At 75.4% G+C, this 16,705-nt stretch carries 20 protein-coding genes; 11 read left to right on the top strand and 9 right to left on the bottom strand.

Going from position 1 to position 16,705, the window contains the following annotated elements; translation table 11 throughout:
- The 3 genes from WDV06_RS11390 to WDV06_RS11380 all read right to left on the bottom strand — a co-directional run.
- Window positions 1-461, bottom strand: a 461-nt coding sequence (locus WDV06_RS11390; protein WP_395509542.1) for an ABC transporter ATP-binding protein, incomplete at its 3' end; no start/stop codon positions are given.
- Window positions 458-1,570: a peptidoglycan-binding protein gene (locus tag WDV06_RS11385; protein WP_395509541.1), complete on the bottom strand. Its 1,113-nt coding sequence runs from the start codon at window positions 1,568-1,570 to the stop codon at window positions 458-460. The genes WDV06_RS11390 and WDV06_RS11385, both read right to left, overlap by 4 nt.
- On the bottom strand, window positions 1,567-2,094 hold the full coding sequence (locus WDV06_RS11380; protein ID WP_395509540.1) for a hypothetical protein: 528 nt from the start codon (window positions 2,092-2,094) through the stop codon (window positions 1,567-1,569). Before WDV06_RS11380 ends, WDV06_RS11385 begins: the two co-directional genes overlap by 4 nt.
- 89 nt (window positions 2,095-2,183) lie before the next feature.
- On the opposite strand from WDV06_RS11380, the gene WDV06_RS11375 reads away from it, so the two are divergent.
- The 3 genes from WDV06_RS11375 to WDV06_RS11365 all read left to right on the top strand — a co-directional run bounded on the left by WDV06_RS11375 (window position 2,184) and on the right by WDV06_RS11365 (window position 5,001).
- Entirely contained in the window at window positions 2,184-2,849 is a 666-nt protein-coding gene (locus WDV06_RS11375) for a response regulator transcription factor (protein WP_395509539.1), read from the top strand.
- Between the two features lie 5 nt (window positions 2,850-2,854).
- Window positions 2,855-4,111, top strand: a complete 1,257-nt coding sequence (locus tag WDV06_RS11370) for an ATP-binding protein (protein ID WP_395509538.1) — start codon at window positions 2,855-2,857, stop codon at window positions 4,109-4,111.
- A 113-nt stretch (window positions 4,112-4,224) separates the two neighbouring features.
- Complete coding sequence (locus WDV06_RS11365; RefSeq protein WP_395509537.1) at window positions 4,225-5,001, top strand: polysaccharide deacetylase family protein; 777 nt, start codon at window positions 4,225-4,227, stop codon at window positions 4,999-5,001.
- Between the two features lie 10 nt (window positions 5,002-5,011).
- Here WDV06_RS11365 and WDV06_RS11360 read toward each other — a convergent pair whose 3' ends face one another.
- Window positions 5,012-5,674, bottom strand: coding sequence for a hypothetical protein (locus WDV06_RS11360; protein ID WP_395509536.1), 663 nt, complete (start codon window positions 5,672-5,674; stop codon window positions 5,012-5,014).
- Window positions 5,675-5,838: 164 nt separating this feature from the next.
- On the opposite strand from WDV06_RS11360, the gene WDV06_RS11355 reads away from it, so the two are divergent.
- Both WDV06_RS11355 and WDV06_RS11350 read left to right on the top strand, forming a co-directional pair.
- Complete coding sequence (locus WDV06_RS11355) at window positions 5,839-6,657, top strand: DUF4190 domain-containing protein (RefSeq protein ID WP_395509535.1); 819 nt, start codon at window positions 5,839-5,841, stop codon at window positions 6,655-6,657.
- Between the two features lie 341 nt (window positions 6,658-6,998).
- On the top strand, window positions 6,999-7,811 hold the full coding sequence (locus WDV06_RS11350; RefSeq protein ID WP_395509534.1) for a class I SAM-dependent methyltransferase: 813 nt from the start codon (window positions 6,999-7,001) through the stop codon (window positions 7,809-7,811).
- 73 nt (window positions 7,812-7,884) lie between these two features.
- On the opposite strand, the gene WDV06_RS11345 is transcribed toward WDV06_RS11350, so the two are convergent.
- Window positions 7,885-8,067 carry a CsbD family protein gene (locus WDV06_RS11345; protein WP_395509533.1) on the bottom strand — a complete coding sequence of 61 codons (183 nt, stop codon included), beginning with the start codon at window positions 8,065-8,067 and terminating at the stop codon, window positions 7,885-7,887.
- Window positions 8,068-8,223: 156 nt separating this feature from the next.
- On the opposite strand from WDV06_RS11345, the gene WDV06_RS11340 reads away from it, so the two are divergent.
- From WDV06_RS11340 to WDV06_RS11325, 4 genes are all read left to right on the top strand, one after another.
- Complete coding sequence (locus tag WDV06_RS11340; RefSeq protein WP_395509532.1) at window positions 8,224-8,379, top strand: DUF6131 family protein; 156 nt, start codon at window positions 8,224-8,226, stop codon at window positions 8,377-8,379.
- 324 nt (window positions 8,380-8,703) lie between these two features.
- A complete protein-coding gene (locus WDV06_RS11335; RefSeq protein ID WP_395509531.1) occupies window positions 8,704-9,120 on the top strand; it encodes a hypothetical protein in 417 nt (138 codons plus the stop codon).
- Entirely contained in the window at window positions 9,117-9,380 is a 264-nt protein-coding gene (locus WDV06_RS11330; RefSeq protein ID WP_395509530.1) for a hypothetical protein, read from the top strand. Before WDV06_RS11335 ends, WDV06_RS11330 begins: the two co-directional genes overlap by 4 nt.
- Window positions 9,377-10,120, top strand: coding sequence for a metallophosphoesterase family protein (locus WDV06_RS11325; protein WP_395509529.1), 744 nt, complete (start codon window positions 9,377-9,379; stop codon window positions 10,118-10,120). Before WDV06_RS11330 ends, WDV06_RS11325 begins: the two co-directional genes overlap by 4 nt.
- 26 nt (window positions 10,121-10,146) lie before the next feature.
- Here the strand turns inward: WDV06_RS11325 and WDV06_RS11320 are convergent, their stop codons facing one another.
- On the bottom strand, window positions 10,147-11,112 hold the full coding sequence (locus WDV06_RS11320; RefSeq protein WP_395509528.1) for an LLM class F420-dependent oxidoreductase: 966 nt from the start codon (window positions 11,110-11,112) through the stop codon (window positions 10,147-10,149).
- Window positions 11,113-11,250: 138 nt separating this feature from the next.
- On the opposite strand from WDV06_RS11320, the gene WDV06_RS11315 reads away from it, so the two are divergent.
- Window positions 11,251-12,492, top strand: a complete 1,242-nt coding sequence (locus WDV06_RS11315) for a cytochrome P450 (RefSeq protein ID WP_395509527.1) — start codon at window positions 11,251-11,253, stop codon at window positions 12,490-12,492.
- A gap of 64 nt (window positions 12,493-12,556) precedes the next feature.
- Entirely contained in the window at window positions 12,557-13,150 is a 594-nt protein-coding gene (locus tag WDV06_RS11310) for a TetR/AcrR family transcriptional regulator (RefSeq protein WP_395509526.1), read from the top strand.
- 21 nt (window positions 13,151-13,171) lie between these two features.
- On the opposite strand, the gene WDV06_RS11305 is transcribed toward WDV06_RS11310, so the two are convergent.
- The 3 genes from WDV06_RS11305 to WDV06_RS11295 form a co-directional block, all read right to left on the bottom strand.
- Window positions 13,172-13,879, bottom strand: coding sequence for an LmeA family phospholipid-binding protein (locus WDV06_RS11305; protein ID WP_395509525.1), 708 nt, complete (start codon window positions 13,877-13,879; stop codon window positions 13,172-13,174).
- A gap of 8 nt (window positions 13,880-13,887) precedes the next feature.
- A complete protein-coding gene (locus WDV06_RS11300) occupies window positions 13,888-16,221 on the bottom strand; it encodes an MMPL family transporter (protein ID WP_395509524.1) in 2,334 nt (777 codons plus the stop codon).
- 145 nt (window positions 16,222-16,366) lie between these two features.
- Window positions 16,367-16,603 carry a hypothetical protein gene (locus tag WDV06_RS11295; RefSeq protein ID WP_395509523.1) on the bottom strand — a complete coding sequence of 79 codons (237 nt, stop codon included), beginning with the start codon at window positions 16,601-16,603 and terminating at the stop codon, window positions 16,367-16,369.
- Between the last annotated feature and the right edge of the window lie 102 nt (window positions 16,604-16,705).

Below are 16,705 nucleotides of genomic sequence, written 5' to 3'. Positions count from 1 at the left end.
CCCCCCCCCCCCCCCCCCCCCCCCCCCCCCCCCCCCCCCCCCCCCCCCCCCCCCCCCCCCCCCCCCCCCCCCCCCTCGGCCCGGGAGAGGCCGCAGTAGAGCAGCCCCTCGGCGACGTTGTCCCGGGCGCTGATGCCCGGGACGAGGTGGAAGGACTGGAAGACGAAGCCGACGTGCCGGGAGCGCAGGGCCGAGAGGGCCCGGTCGGACAGGGCCGCCACGTCGTGCCCGGCGATCGCGACCCGGCCGGCGGTCGGCCGGTCCAGGGTTCCGACGATGTGCAGGAGGGTGGACTTCCCCGAGCCGGACGGGCCGACGATGCCGAGGAGTTCACCGTCCAGGACCGTCAGGTCCACCCCGCGCAGCGCCGTGACGCCGCCCGGGTACTCCTTGGTGACCCCGCTCAGCTCCACGACCGGGCGGGTGTGACGGTGGCGCCGGGGGTGCGGTGGGGTGGTCATGTGCTCGGCACCCCCACCCGTACGCCCTCCTTCAGGGCGTCCGCCTTGACCTCGACCCGGCCCTGGCCGAAGATGCCGAGCTCAACCGGTATCTCCCGTACCCGGCCGTCCTCGACGACCTGGACGCCGAAGCCCCCGCCGGCGAGGGCGAGCAGGGCGTTGACGGGCACGGAGAGCACCCCCTTGCGGGTCTCGCCGGCCAGCCGGACCGACACCGGGGACTGGTCGGGACCCTTGACCCGCCCGGCGTCGTCGAGGGTCACGCCGACCTGGACCTTCGGCTTCCCGTTCCCGCCGCCTCCCCCGCCGCCGGACCCGCCGGGGCCGTTGCCCCCGCCGTCCGGGGCCGCGGTGCCGCCCACCGAGTCGATCTTGCCGGTGGCCGTGCCACCGCCGGGCAGGGTCACGGTCACCGGATCGCCGGTCTTCACCGTGCCCGCCTTGGCGGTGTCCAGCTGGAAGCGGACCATCCGCTCGGTGCCGGTCAGGGTGAGAACGGGCTTGCCCGGGCCGGGTTCGTCGCCGACCTGCGCGTCGCTCCGCTGGACCCGTTGCGGGCCGGAGGCGAAGGCGAGGTCCTCCCTGCCGACCTCCCCGGTCTCGGGTGCCTTGTGGGCCTTCTGCCAGCGTTTGACGGCGGTGGCGGTGCCGGCCGTGAAGGTGGCGTCGGCCGGGTCGAGCCCGGTGCCGTACCCGAGGGCGACGAGGTTGCGCTTGAGCTGCTGGACGTCCTCGCCCTTGTCGCCCGTCTTCAGCTGCCGGTACATGGGCGTGGTCCCGTACATCAGGCGGACCGGCCGGCCGGCGATCTCGTAGAGCCTGCCGTCCCGCTCGACGGCCGTCCCGGCGGCCGCGGCCCAGGTGAGGACGCCGGGGCCGGGCGCGTTCAGCCGGCGCTCCTGGGCGTAGCCGAGGGTGCCCTCGACGGTGAGGCCCGAGCTGAGGTCGCCTCGGCGGACCGGTTCGGTCCGCCGAGGCAGGCCGTCGGCCCGCCGGTCCGGCTGCGCCGCCCGGTCGTCCCGGGGCTGGGCGGTCACGGCGTAGCCGCCGCCCGTGGCGGCGAGGACGACGGCGAGGGAGCCCAGCAGCCACTTCCCCCGCCGGTTCACGCGGCCCGGCACTTCTTCTGGGCCTCTTCGAAGGCCTGCTCCTGCCCTTCGGGGATCTTCGTGGCGTTCATCGCGTTCCCCTTGAACTCCGGGTCCGGGACGTCGACGCCGTTGTCGCGCATGCACCTCGCCCACTTCAGGGCCTTGTCCTTGTCCGCCTGCGGCATCTCGCCGGTGCCGGGAGCCTGCATCCCGCAGGCCTCGAAGGCCTTCCTGACCGCCTCGGGGTCCTCGCTGCCGGTGCCGAGGGTCATCCCGCGCGGGTCCTGTCCGGGCTGGGGGTCGGGGGCGTCGATGCCGTGTTCGCGCAGGCACTTGCGTAGCTGGAGGGCCTTGTCGGCGTCCCGGCCGCCGGAGCCGGCCGTGCCGCCGCCCTTGCCGGAGGCTCCGGCGTTCTGCTGTGCGGAGCCGTCCGTGGCGCTGCCGGAGGGGCCGCCGCCGGCACCCGTGCACGCGGTGGCGAGGAGCGCCAGGCCGGTCATCACGGCGGCCGCGGCCATGGTCATGGTCGAGGATCGGTTCATGGGGCGGAGCCTGCCGGGGAGGAGGGTTTCGCTTCCTTCACCGATCATGTTTATGACGAGGAAATGCGGCCTTCGAGTAGAGAGGGCACATGCGAGTACTGGTGGTGGAGGACGAGGAGTTCCTCCGGGAGATGATCGCGGAGGGGCTGCGGCGTGACGCGCTGGCCGTCGACGAGGCCGGCGACGGCCTCCAGGCCCTGCGGCGCCTGCGGCTGGGCGAGTACGACGTGCTCGTCCTGGACCGGGACCTGCCCGGGCTGCACGGGGACGAGGTCTGCCGCCAGGTCGTGCGGGAACGGCTGCTGACTCGGGTGCTGATGCTGACGGCCGCGGGGACGGTGCGCGACCGGGTGGAGGGTCTGGGGCTGGGCGCCGACGACTACCTGACCAAGCCGTTCTCCTATGACGAGCTGCTGGCGCGGGTGCTGGCCCTGGGGCGGCGGGCTCATCCGGCGCTGCCGCCGGTGCTGGAGCGGTGCGGGGTGGCGGTGGACACGGCGCGGCGGACGGCGACGCGGGACGGGCGGCGGCTCGCGCTGTCGCGCAAGGAGTTCGCGGTGCTGGAGGCGCTGCTGCGGGCCGAGGGGGCGGTGCTGGGCAACGACGACCTGATCGAGCGGGTGTGGGAACAGGACACCTCGTACCGGACGAACGCCGTCCGGGTCACGCTCAGCAAGCTGCGGGCGAAGCTGGGCGAACCGCAGCTGATCGAGACCGTGCCCGGGGCCGGCTACCGGATCGCCGATCCGCTGTGAGAGCGGTGCTCCGTTCCGAGCGCGCCCGGCTCACCGCGCTGTACGGGTCGCTGCTGGTCCTCGCCGGGGGCGGCCTGATCGCCCTGGTCAACCTCCTGCTGCGGGGCGGCCTGTACGCCCGGATCAGCGGCGCCGTCACCACGGCCGTGCCGCGCGCCGGCTTCGAGAAGGCCCTGGTGGGGGCGGAGAGGACGCCGGTCCCCGCCCAGTCGCTCCCGCCCGGCCGGGTCTTCGGCACGGAGCGGCTGCAGGGGTACGCGGTCACCCGCAGCCTCTCCACCGCCGTGGAGCAGGCCGCCCTCCACGAGGTGCTGCTGGTCTCGCTGGTCGCCCTGGCTGCCTTCGCCGTGCTGTCGATCTGGCTGGCCTGGTGGATGGCGGGCCGGGTGCTGCGGCCGCTGGGGGTGATCACCGAGACGGCACGCCGCCTGTCGGGGGCGAACCTGCACGAGCGGATCGGCCTCCAGGCCCCGCCCGGCGAGCTCAAGCGGCTGGCCGACACCTTCGACGGGATGCTCGACCGGATGGAGGGCCTGGTCGGTGCGCAGCGGCGGTTCGCCGCGAACGCCGCCCACGAGCTGCGCACGCCGTTGGCCGTGCAGCGGGCGGCGGCGGAGATCGGGCTGGCCGGGAACCCCTCGCCCGAGAAGGTCGCCCGGATCCGGGAGCGGCTCATCGGCGTGGCGGAATCCAGTGAGCACATGATCGAGTCGCTGCTGCTGCTCGCGGTGTCGGAGGAGGGCCTGGAGAGCACCGGCCCGGTGGACCTCGCGGAGCTGGCCGAGGCGGAGCTGGCGGCGACCCCGCACGAGGGGCTGGCGGTCGTCACCCGTCTCGCACCGCTGACGGTCCGGGGCGACCGCACTCTGCTGGAGCACCTGGTCCGCAACCTGCTCACCAATGCGGTCCGCCACAACCGGCCGGGCGGCCGGATCGAGGTGACGACGGCTCCGGGCCCGGCGGGAGGCGTCCTGACGGTCTCCAACACCGGCCCGGTGATCGATCCGCGGGACGTGCCCAGCCTGCTGGAGCCGTTCCGCCGCCGGGCCGAGCGCCGCCACACGGCGGGCGAGGGCGCCGGTCTCGGCCTCTCCCTCGTCGCCTCGATCACCCGTGTCCACGGCGCCCGGCTGCGGGCGGAGGCGAATCCGGCGCCCGACGGGGGCATGACCGTCCGGGTCCGCTTCGGGACCGGGGACGTGGAGGACAGGCCGTCCCATTCGTCCCGTTCGCCCGGTGTGAGTCGTCCCACCCTTCCTTGACCGGGGCGGGGCGGCCTCCCTAGCGTCGAAGGGGCGCCCGGGGACTCCCCCCGCGCGGCGCCGCGAGATCCGGCGACCGAACGCACCCGCAGAGGAAGAGCACGTCCATGGGCATGAGCAGCAGTTCCGTGCGCGGCCGACGGACGGGCGCCGCGGTGGCGGCGGCCGTCCTCGGCCTCCTGGCGGCGGCCGGCGGCCCGGCCCTCGCCGCGACGGACGCCTCCTCCCCCGGCCGGTCCCCGGCGTCGTCCTCCTCCGCGCCGGTCCACGGGGCCGCCGTCCCGCAGGGCATATCCCGGCTGGCCCAGGGCACGGGACGGGACGTCGCGATCACCGTCGACGACGGCCCCGACCCGACCTGGACCCCGCAGGTGCTGCGGGTGCTCCGGGAGAACCACGTCAAGGCCACCTTCTGCCTGGTCGGCACCCGCGCGCGGGCGTACCCGGGGCTGGTGCGCGAGATCGCGGCCGACGGACACCAGCTGTGCGACCACTCCGTCGACCACGACGAGACGATGGACCACAAGCCGGTCGCCTACCAGCGGCAGCAGATCCTGGACGGCAAGGCCATGATCGAGGCGGCCGTTCCGGGGGTCGCGGTGAACTACTACCGCGCGCCGGGCGGCGCCTTCACCCCCGAGAGCCGGGCCATCGCCGCGGCACACGGGATGCGCCCGCTGGGCTGGAGCGTCGACCCGAGGGACTGGAGCCGTCCGGGCCTGCCCGCCATCGTCGCCGCGGTGGAGGGCAAGCTGCCCGAGCAGCCCACGGTCCTGTTCCACGACGGCGGCGGCGACCGCAGCCAGACCGTGGCCGCCCTGGAGCAGTACCTCCCCTGGCTCAGGGCGCGGTCCTACACGTTCACCTTCCCGGCGCGGACGGCCCCCTGACGCACGCCGGTCAGCCCCGGCGGAACCACCGGCGCACGCCCGACGGCCCGGCGGGCGGCTCGGGCGGCACCGGCCGCGGTGCGGGTCCGGCGAACGGCGGCAGCGTCCTGAAGCCGTCGTGGAGGGTCACGGTCGGGGTGATCCGGTGCAGCGCGGCCCGTACGAGGGTCAGCGGATGGTCGGGGAAGTGCGCGTCCCACTCCTCGTGGTCGGCGACGTGGCAGGGCAGTCCGCCCTCGACACCGGGGCCGTACGGGTGCGCGACGAAGTACCGCTCGGGACCCGTCCGGGCCAGGACCGCGGCCTCGCGCATCCCGGTGACCGCCCCTTCGGCCGCCTGCACCTTCACCACGGCGCTGCACGCGGCGCGCGGGATCGTCCACGAGGCGAGGAAGACCTGACCGCGGCCGCCCGGCCGGGCCACCTTGACCAGCTGCCGGACGGCGGGAACGCTGTCCACCTCGCCCACCCCGGCCTCGATCAGCCCCGCTCCGGCCGAGGCGACGGACCGGGCCAGCCCGTGGCGCAGCCGGTCGGGATCACCCAGCGGCGCCGGCAGGTCGGGGACGAGCCCGAAGAAGTGGACCGACAGGACGAGGCCCCGCTCGTCGGTCCACACCCCCGGCTCCCGTTCGGTGAATCCGGTGAGGTCCAGGCTGGTGATCGGTGTCATGGCCGCATCATCCCAGCCGCCCGACCACGTCGGGGACCGCCGCCCCGGCCGGGCATACTGGGGCGCGGCCGATTCGAACATCATCCGCTCAAAGTCCCCAGCCCGCGGCCTTCACCGCCCAGCCGGCGGTCATGTCCCAGCCTCTCGCGAGGAGTTCCACGCGCATGTCGACACCCCCTCAGCCACCCCCGTACCCGCAGCAGCCGTACGGGCAGCCGGGGCCGTACGGACAGCCCGGACCGTACGGACAGCCCGGCCAGCCGGGAACGCCCGGGCCGGGGACGCCGTACGGCGGTCCGCAGGGCTGGTATCCGCCGCAGCCGCAGAAGACCAACGCGCTGGCGATCACGGGATTCGTGATGTCGCTCGTCTGCGCGATACCGACGGTTCCGGTGATCCTCGGCATCGTCGCACTCTCCCAGATCCGCAGGAACAACGAGAAGGGCCGGGGGCTGGCCATCGCGGCCATCGTCATCCACGGCCTGACCCTCGCGTTCTACGCGGTCGTGCTCGTCCTCGGCCTGTCGGGGGCGCTCGACGAAGGTCCCAAGCCGCACCGCGACACCCAGGGACAGGTCACCACCCCGGGCTCCAGCAAGGTGGAGGACATCCGCAAGGGGGACTGCTTCAACACCGATGACGACCTGGCGAAGACCGAGAAGGGCGACGGCACCCAGGCCCGCCTGTCGGTGCGGACCGTGCCCTGCGACCAGCCGCACGAGGGAGAGGCGTACGCCGTCTTCACCCTGGACGGCACGGTGTTCCCCGGCGCGGACAAGGTCGTCAAGACCTCCGAGGAGAAGTGCGGCGGAACGGCGCTGACCGACTACGTGGGCGACGCAGCGAAGCTGTCGAAGAACCTGGAGGTCTTCTACTACTACCCGCAGCCCAGCAGTTGGGCCGTGGGCGACCGTACGGTCACCTGCTTCCTGGGCACGGCCAACGGCACGAGCACCGGCTCCGCCCGCGCCGGCGGTTCCTGACCCGCCGGCCCTCTCCGGTCGCGTCGGTGCCCGCACCGCCGCGGCCCGCGGCCGCCGCGGACGGTCCTTCCCGCGGCGGCCGCCGGGCTGTCAGGGCGTCAGGCCTCAGGCGGGGCGGGCCGCCGCATAACCCCTCCATCGCCGCCCGGGTGGTACGCGGCCGGGCTCGGCGTCCTCGTGCGGCGCGCCTCGGGGCCGCGGGCGGCCGGCGGTGCAGGATCGGTGGACGGCTGCCCCGCGAGGGGAGGCCGGCTTCCGTCCCCTGTGTGAAGAGGCCAGGCCATGAGATCGTCCGACGCCCCGCTGTCCCCGTCCCGCGCCCGTGCCCGGACGGCGGCGCCGTGACCGCCGGGCCGCCGGGCGGCCGCTACGGCGAGGCCGTGTTCCCTCCCGGGCAGGCGGGCGAGGGCGAGCGGATCGACTTCGGCGCCCTCGCCTACGACGACGTCACCATGGCACGGCTGCGTGCGCTCGGAGCGGGACCGGGGTGGCAGTGCCTGGACGTGGGCGCCGGCACGGGCACCGTCGCGCGCCGGCTGCTGGAGGAGGCGGGGGTGGCGGGGGTGCTCGCCGTCGACCGGGACGTGCGGTTCCTCGGCGAGCGGCCCGGACTGGAGGTGCTGCGGGCCGACGTCACCGGCCCGGACTTCGCTCCCGGCCGCCGGTTCCGGCTGGTGCACGCGCGGTTCGTGCTGATGCACCTGCCCGAGCGGGAGCGGGTCGTCGCGGCCCTGGCCGAGCACGTCGAACCCGGCGGTGTGCTGGTGCTCAGCGACGCGGTCGACCTGACGAGCGACCGTGCGCCCCGCACCCCGTACGCGGACGCGATGCGGGCGATGTGGCAGGGGTTGCGGGCCACGATCGGGACGGACGTGTCGTGGGTGCCGTCGTACCCGCAGGTGCTGCGTGCGGCGGGGCTCGGGTCCGTGGCGGCCGAGGTGCACGTGCCGCCGCTGGTGCCGGGCAGCCCCATCAGCCGCTTCTGGGCGGACACCTGGGAGCGCAGCCGTGCGGCGATGCTCGGCACCGGACTGGTGGACGACGCCGCCGTCGACGCGGCGGTGCGCTACCTGGACTCCGCGGAGTGCGCCGCGCTGTCGGCCGGCATGCTCACCGCCTGGGGCCGCAAGCCGGAGGACGCCGCCCGGGGCTGACCCCCTTCGGGGCGCGGACGTGCGGCGGGCACGGCGCGTGCGCACGCCGTGCCCGCCGGGGAGCCGGAGCCGGTCACCGGCTCGCGTCGTGGATCTTCCTCATCCGTGCCGCCGCGTCCGCCTTGGACTCCTCCATGCGTCCCTCGGCCTTCTCGGCCCTGCCCTTCATCTCCGTGCCCTTGTCGTCGGCCATGGAGCCGATCTCTTCCTTCGTCTTGCCCTTGAGCTGCTGGGCCTTGCCCTTCGTCTTGCCCATGACGGCCTCCCGGCTGGGGTAGCGAGTGCCTCGCGGCTACCCCGGATACGGGGCCGCATGCTCCGTGGGACCACCGGGCGCCCTTCGCACGCATGAACTCGCGCGGCGGTGGTAGACGCGGGTGGTCCCCCGTTCGACAGGGACCAGGAGGTACTCATGATTATCCTGGGCGTCATTCTGCTGATCATCGGCTTCCTCACGGGGATCTCGATCCTCTGGACGATCGGCGTGATCCTCGTCGTCATCGGCCTCGTACTGTGGCTGCTGGGCGCCGTCGGGCACGCGGTCGGAGGCCGGAAGCACTACTGGTGACCGGGTACCGAGCGAGGCACACCGTGCACGGTCACGGGACTCCCGCCCGCTGCCTCCCCGACGGCCCCGTGCCGCCGGGGGGCCCGGGCCCGGCCGAACCGGACGAGGAGGTACTGCCCAAGGACCACACCCAGGCCATCCTGGAGACGACCAAACGGGTGGCCGCGCTGCTCAAACGGTCCGGGCGTCCCTTTCGCCCTGGCCGGAAGCGTCGCTGCGTTCGCCCACGGCCTCCCCGCCACGTTCCAGCACGACACCGATTTCTGCGTCCGCCCCGAGGACGCCGACGAAGCCGTCAAGGCCCTGGAGGGCGGAGGCATCGCCATGCGCCGCGCCCCCGAGGACTGGCTGGTCAAGGGGCGTTCGGGCGGGGAGGAGATCGACCTGATCTTCGAGCTGGCCCGACGTCCGGTGAGCACCGCGCTCCTGGAGCGGGCGACCGTCAAGGCGGTGGACTCGGTGTGGATGCCGGTACTGTCCCCCACCGACCTCATGGACAGCCGTCTGTCCGCGCTGTGCGAGCACTACTGCGACTTCGGCGACCTGCTGCCGATGGCGCGCATGCTGCGCGAGCAGATCGACTGGGTGCGCCTGGAGCGCGACCACCGGGAGTCCCCGCTGGCCGACGCCTTCCTGCACCTGCTCGACACGCTCCGCGTCATCGACCGCCCGGACGGGACCGGCCGCCCGGGCGGGCGTTGCGGCCGGGCGGAACAGGACAGGACGGAGGACGGAGCGTGAACACGGACGGGATCCTCGAATACCGCATCGGGCACCTGCGCGACCGCCTCGCGCGCGAGGACGCCGCCGAACTCGGCCTGCTGGTCGAGGCACACGGCACCCGCGCCGTGCTCCGCGGCCGGGTCGCCGACGAGGAGGCGCGGCGGGCCGTGCTGCACGCCGCCGGGGAGGAACTGGCGGGCCTCGACTGGTACGCGGACCTCACTGTCTGCCAGGCCCGGCCGCCCGGCCCCGGGGAGACCGAGGAGGTGGTCACGTGACCAGCGTGGCGGCCGTCGGGGACATCCATCTCGGGCCCGACAGCGCCGGGCTGCTGCGGCCGGCCTTCGACACCCTCGGCGACTGCGCGGACCTGCTGCTCCTGGCCGGCGACCTGACCCGGCACGGTACGCGCCGGGAGGCGGGGGTGGTGGCGCGGGAGGTGGCCGGGCTGCCGGTGCCGGTGGTCGCGGTGCTGGGCAACCACGACTACGAGAGCGGCGAGGAGGAGGCCGTCGCCGAGGAGCTCCGCACGGCGGGGGTCCACGTCCTGGAGGGCGACGGCGTCGTGCTCGACCTGGACGGGACGCGGGTGGGGGTGGCGGGGACCAAGGGCTTCGGCGGGGGTTTCGCCGGACGCAGCGGCAGCGAGTTCGGGGAACAGGAGATGAAGGCGTTCATCCGGTACAGCCGGGCCTGCGCGGAGGGGCTCGGTCGGGCGCTGCGCACGCTGCGGACGCCGTCCGGGAACGGGCCCGGCCTGTGCATCGCCCTGACGCACTACGCTCCGGTACCGGACACCCTCGCGGGCGAGCCGGCGGAGATCTTCCCGTTCCTGGGAAGTTACCTGCTGGCGGAGGCGATGGACGCGGAGGGCGCCGACCTCGCGGTGCACGGGCACGCCCACCTCGGGGCGGAGCACGGGATGACCGCCGGCGGCATCCCGGTCCGCAACGTCGCGATGCCGGTCATCGGACGGGCGTTCGCGGTGTACCGCCTGACGCCGCGCCGTACCGCCTGACGCCCCGCCCGAACCCGCCCCGGTCCTCACAGCTCCCGCAGTGCGGGCAGCAGACGGGTCTCCGCCCAGTCGAGGAACGGCCGCTGGTGTTCCCCGCCGATCTGTACGAGGGCGACCTCCGTGAACCCGGCGTCCGCGTAGGCCCGTACCGCTTCCACGACGGCCTCGGGGTCGTCCCCGCAGGGGATGGTGTCGGTGAGGTCCTCCGGACGGGTGTGGCGGGTGGCCGCCGCGAACCCGGCGGGGCCGGGGAGTTCCGCGTTGACCTCCCAGCCGCCGACGGCCCAGCGGAACTGGTCGTGGGCGCGGGCCACCGCCGCCTCGCGGTCGGTGTCGTGGCAGAGGGGCAGCTGGCCGACGCACGGCTTGCCGGAGCCGCCGTTCGCGGCGAAGGAGGCGACGAGGTCGCGGTCCGGCTCGACGGCGACGAGGAGGTCTCCGTAGCGTCCCGCGATCTCGCACGAGCGGGGCCCGGAAGCGGCGATGCCGATCGGCGGCGGTGCGTCCGGCAGGTCCCAGAGCACGGCGTCCTCGACGTCGAAGTGGGCGCCGTGGTGGCTGACGCGTCCCCCGGCCAGGAGCGCGCGGATGACGCCGACGGCCTCCTCCAGCATCTCCAGCCGGACGTGCGCGGAGGGCCATCCGGCGCCCACCACGTGCTCGTTGAGGTTCTCGCCGGACCCCAGGCCCAGCCGGAAGCGGCCGCCGGACAGGAGCTGCATCGTGGCGGCCTTCTGCGCGACGACCGCGGGGTGGTAGCGGAAGGTGGGGCAGGTCACGTAGGTCATGAGCGGGATCCGGGTGGTGGCCTGCGCGGCGGCGCCCAGGACGCTCCAGGCGTAGGGCGCGTGTCCCTGCGTGTCCAGCCAGGGCTGGTAGTGGTCCGAGACCACGGAGAAGTCGAAGCCGGCCCGCTCCGCCCCCACCAGGTGGTCGACGAGGTCCCGGGGGCCGGCCTGCTCGGTCATCATCGTGTATCCGATCTGCACCATGCCCGGCGCCTTGCCGCTGCCGCACGGTCCAAACCGGCGGGTCCGTGCGGCCGTGGGCGCGGTCTTCCGGGCCGGGCGGGGGTCCGGCAGGATGGCGCGGGCGGGACGGGGTCGGCTGTCGGGTGGTCCGGAGGGCGCGTGGGGGCAGGGCGGGAGCAAGCGACGCAGGAGCAGGAGCGGCGGGACGCCCTGTACCGGGATCCGTACCCGCTGTACGAGCGGGCTCGGCGGACCGCGGGGCTGACGTACGTGCCCGAGGCCGGGGCGTGGCTGGTCGCGCGGGACGAGGACGTGCGGGAGGTGCTGCGGCGGGCGGAGGACTTCTCCTCCGCCAACGCGCTGCTGCCCGACGTCGCGGTGTCGGAGGCGGCCCTGGGGGTGCTGGCACGCGGGTTCGGGCCACGGCAGACCGTGGTCTCCTCCGACGGGGCCGTCCACCGGCGCCATCGGGCCCCGCTCAACCGGGCGCTGTCGACCGCGCGGTCGGCGGCGCTGCTGCCGTACGCGCGCCGGTGCGCGCGGGAGCTGGTGGGCCCGGTCGCCGCGGCCGGTTCCGCCGAGCTGGTGGAGGCGTACGCGCGGAAGCTGCCCGGGCTGGTGGTGGGGCGGCTGATCGGGCTGGACCCCGCGGACGTGCCGGCCGCCGTGCACGGCGGGTACCGGGCCGAGGAGCTGCTGTTCCGCCCGCTGTCGCCGCCGGAGCAGGTGGCCGCGGCCGAGGACGTCGTCGCCCTCCAGGAGCTGCTGGACGGATATGTCCGCGAGCGCAGGGCGCGGCCCCGCGAGGACCTGTGCTCGGACCTGGCGGCGGCCGCCGCCCCGCCGGGCGCCGGGCTCGGCGTCGAACAGCGCCACGAGCTGGTGGCGCACCTGCAGAACCTGCTGATCGCGGGCTTCCTGACGACCAGCGCGCTGATCGCCACCACCCTGCTGCACCTGCTCACCGACCGGCGGCAGTGGGAGCTGCTGTGCTCCGATCCGGGGCTCGTGCCCGCCGCGGTGGAGGAGGGCCTGCGGTTCGACACGGCGGTGCAGGCCTTCCGACGGGTCACGACCCGGCCGGTGGAGCTCGCCGGGACCGCGCTGCCCGCCGGCGCCGCGCTGCTCGTGGCGTACGCGTCGGCCAACCGGGACGGGCGGCGGCACGGGGACGCCGGCGTCTTCGACATCCGCCGGCCCGGGAGCCGGCCGCACGTGGCCTTCGGCCACGGCCCGCACGCCTGCCCGGGTTCCCACCTGGCGCGCGGCCAACTCCGGGTCACCCTGGAACTGTTCGCGGAGGTTCTGCCGGGCCTGCGGCTCGACGGGGCCCGGCCGGCTCCGCGGATGCGTCCCACGCTCATCCACCGCTCGCCGGAGGCCCTGTACGTGACCTGGTGAGGCCGGCCGGGTGCGAAAATGCTGCTGTCGGGGCGGTTGGACGGGCAGTGGAGGGCGGCGAGCGGTGGCGGACGGGCGGACGGAGCGGGGTCGGCGGACCCGGGAGAAGATCGCGGACGCCCTGCTCGAACTCCTCGACGAGGGGGTCGTGGAGTTCCCCGCGGAACGCGTGGCGGAACGGGCCGGTGTCTCGCGGCGGCTGGTGTTCCACCACTTCGTCGACATGTCCGAGCTCGTCGACCTCGCCATCACCCGGCGGCTGGAACAGCTGGCCGAGCAGGTCCGGCCCCTGCCCGTGACGGGGCCGCGCGGGGTCAGGGTGGCGGCCCTGGCCGAGCAGCGGGCCCGCATCCTGGAGTGGATCACCCCGGCCCGGCTGACGCTGCTGCGGATCGAGCACCCGTCGCCGCGCGTCCGCCAGGTCACCGAGGAGGCCTTCGCGGAGGCCCGCCGCCGGGTCGCGGAGATCTTCGCGGAGGAGCTCGGCCGGCTCGACGCGGAGCGGGCGGCCGAGCTCCTGGACGGGCTGGACGCGGTCACCACCTGGGGTGCCTGGCACCACTGGCGCTCCGGCGGGAAGAGCCCGCAGCAGGCACGGGCGGCGATGGAGGCCACCGTGCTGAACCTGCTGGTCTCGGCCGACCACCCGCGGGCCTGAGGGCCGCGGGCGGCGGCCGGCTCAGCCCAGGGCGACGTCCCGGGCCCGGGCGGTCACGGTCACCCCGGTCCCGTCGGCCGAGACGCCCGTGGGCCGCAGGCCGAGCGGCAGGGCGGGCAGGGTACGGGCCTGCCCGGCGAGCGCCCGGGTGATCAGCGGGCCGTCCGGGTCCAGAGGCCGGCCGGCCAGCGAGGCGGAGGCCGCGTGCAGGGTCAGGACGCCGTCGTCGAGCCGGACGTCCGCCGTCAGCGCGAGGGGCGCCCCCAGCACGCTGCGCCGGATGAGCAGGCGGCCGCCGCCCGCGTCGGAGACCGTGGTGGTCCCGTCGGCCCCGTCGCCGAGGGAGGCGTACGGGGCGGTGAACCGGGCCGAGGCCGAGGCCGCCCGGTATCCGCCGGCCGCGGGGGTGACGTCGTCGAGCCTGATGTCCGCCGTGACCGGACGGCCCCGGCCGGTCGTCCCGTCGGCGCGCACCCGGACCTCGGGGTAGCGGTCACGGGCCGCCCCGAGGAGGAAGGGCAGGCCTTCGACGGAGACCTCGGGCCGTGCCGTCAGGCCCGGTTGCCGCCGGGCGATCCGGTCGGCGATCCGGCTCTCCGTCAGGCCCCGGCCGGTGGCGTCCACGACGGGCAGGGCGAGCAGCAGCGCGGCGGTGGCCGCGAGCGCCGTACGGCGGCGCCGCCCGAGGGGGCGCGGGGAGGGCGCGCGGAACCGCGTCGGGGGCCTCATCGGGGACCTCATCGGGTGGGCAGGGCGGGCGGGGTGGGGGCCGTGGGGAGCGGCGCGGGGCCGGGCTCGGCGGGTCCGTCAGGCGCGGCCCCCACGGCGGCGGGCCGCCTCCCGCCGGCGTCGGCGGACGCGGGGAGGGTGTGGGCGGCGCCCTCGATGTCCAGGTCCGGGAGGATCCGGTCGAGCCACCGCGGCAGCCACCAGCCGCGGTCCCCGAGCAGGGTCATCGTGGTGGGCACGAGCAGTCCGCGGACCACGGTGACGTCCAGGGCCACGGCCGCGGCCAGCCCGGTCCCGAACATCTTCACCACGGGGTCGTCCGAGAGCAGGTACGCGAGGAAGACGCTCACCATGATCAGCGCGGCGGAGGTGATGATCCCGCCGGTCGAGGCGAGTCCGAGGACCACCGCCCGCCGGGCGTCACGGCTTTCGAGGTAGCGCTCGCGGACGGCGGTGAGCAGGAAGACCTCGTAGTCCATGGAGAGGCCGAACAGGACGGCGAACATCAGCAGCGGGACGTAACCGGGCACCGGGACCGGCCCCTCCAGCCCGATGGCCCGCGCGCCCCACCCCCACTGGAACACCGCGGTGAGGACCCCGTACGCGGCGGCCACCGACAGGAGGTTGAGCACGGCGGCCTTGAGGGCGAGGAGGGGGGAGCGGAAGGCCGCGAGGAGCAGCAGCGAGGCCACGGCGACGACCACGCCGATGACGGCCGGCAGCCGGTCAGCGAGGCGGTCGTTGAGGTCGGCCACGGTGGCCGGTGCACCGCCCACGTGGGCGGTGCCCGCGCCGTCGGCGGTGGCCGCGGGCAGCACGTCCCGGCGCAGGGTGTCGACGAGCCGTGCGGTGGCCGGGTCGCCGGGGGCGGTCGTGGGGGTGACCTGCCAGCGGACGGCGTGGGTGCCCGGCGCGGTCTGCGGCGGGCTCACGGACGCCACGCCCGGGGTGTGGGCCAGGGCCGCCACGCCCGGGGTGTGGGCCAGGGCCGCCGAGACCTTGGCGACACGGGGGTCCTGCGGGCCGGCGGGGGCGGTGGGGAGGGTGTCCGTCACCTGGAGGGGGCCGGTCACGCCCGGTCCGAACGCCGCCGCGAGCCGCTCGTACGCGGTGCGGCTGGCGGAGCCCGTCGGCTTGTCGCCCGCGTCGAGCTGGCCGAACGCGAGGTCGGTGGCCGGGGCGGCGAGCAGGAGGAGCAGGGCGAGGCCGGCCAGCAGGTGGCGCCAGGGCCGGGCGGCGACGCGTTCGGCCAGCCGCTGCCAGCCGCCCGCGGACGGCGCGCCGGGGGCGGCGGCGTCGGCGGAAGCGGTCGCGGGTGCGTGGGCCGGGGCGGTCGCGCCGAGGAAGCGGGACAGCAGGCTCAGCAGGGCGGGCAGCAGGGTGAGGGTGGCCGCGACGGCGACCAGGACCGCCACCGCGGGGGCCAGCGCGAGGGCCCGCAGCAGCGGCAGCCCGCCCAGGGCGAGCCCGGCCAGCGCGGCGATCACCGCGCAGCCGGCGAAGGCGGCGGCCTTGCCGGCGGTGGCCGTGGCGAGGGCGGCCGCTTCCGCGGCGGCGGCGCCGCGGCCGCGCAGTTCGCGGAAGCGGGTGAGGCTGAACAGGGTGTAGTCGATGCCGACGCCCAGGCCGATCATGGCGGCGATGGTGCTGCCCGAGGACGGCATGTCCATGAGGTGCCCGGCCAGCCCGACCGCGGCCAGGGACACCGCCAGCCCGGCGATGCCGACGACGAGCGGGAGCCCCGCGGCGGCGGCCTTGCGGAAGCCGAGGAGGAGCACCACCGCGGCGGCGGCCAGCCCGATCAGCTCGCTGTGGCCGGTGTCGGGCCGGTCCACGGCGGCGGCCAGGTCCCCGCCCGGGGTGACCTCGATGCCGGCGGCGGCGGCCGGGGCGGCGGCGTCGGTGATCCAGTGGGTGAGGGCGGGGGTGATGTCCCGGCCGGTGACGTCGAGGCCGAGGGTGAGGTAGGCGGTGTGGCCGTCCGCGCTGACCGCGGGGCCGCCCGGGCGGTCGTACGGCGAGGTGACGGCGATGACGTGCGGTACCCGGGCGATGTCCCGGGCGGCGCGTTCCACGGCGTCCCGGGCCGCCTGCGCCGTCAGGGGCTGCCCGTCGGCGGCGGTGTGCAGGACGAGCGGCTGGTTGCCGGAGGCGGGGCCGGGGAAGGCCACGGCGGCGGTGTCCAGGGCGGCCTGGCTGTCGCTGCCGGGTATCTTCACGGCCTCGCTGGTGACCCGGCCGTAGCCCAGGACTGCCCCGCCGAGCGCCAGGAGCAGCAGGAGCCATGCCGCGGCCACGCGTTTCGGCCGGTGGGCGCACCAGCGCCCCAGTGCGAGGAACATCCTGCACTCCCCTTTCCGTCCGGCGGCGGCGCGCGCCCCGGAGTCGATCAGCATTCATTGCACTGTCAGTGCAGCCATAAAACTGCACGGACAGTGCAAGAATGTCAATCGGAGCCGGTGGGGTCGGGGTTCTGGGGGGCCTCTCTCAGCGCAGGGTCCAGTGGAACTTGCCGCCGCTGACCCACCGGACCTCGTCCAGGTCGTCCAGGTCGTGGATGGTGACCCCGGCCTCGGCGGCGATCAGCAGGACGTCCGTCATCGACGTCGCCCGGCCTACGATCTCTCCGTCGAGCTCGACGATCCGGAACGGCGGGTCGCCCGGCTGGACCCCGAGAACGGTGATGCGCGCCGGGGAGATGTGGGGAGTCGATCCTTCAGTCATGGGAAAACGGTTCCACGAGGTGGCCGGTGACGGGCGCGGCGACACGTTTCGCGGGCCCGATCCGCCGCGCGCTCCCGGCGCGCCGCCACCGGCCGCGGGCGG

This window comes from Streptomyces racemochromogenes (assembly GCF_044129415.1).
GTDB classification, from domain to species: Bacteria; Actinomycetota; Actinomycetes; order Streptomycetales; family Streptomycetaceae; genus Streptomyces; species Streptomyces racemochromogenes_A.
Note: the sequence above shows the minus strand (reverse complement) of the source record. Positions and strands in the feature narration are given on the sequence as shown.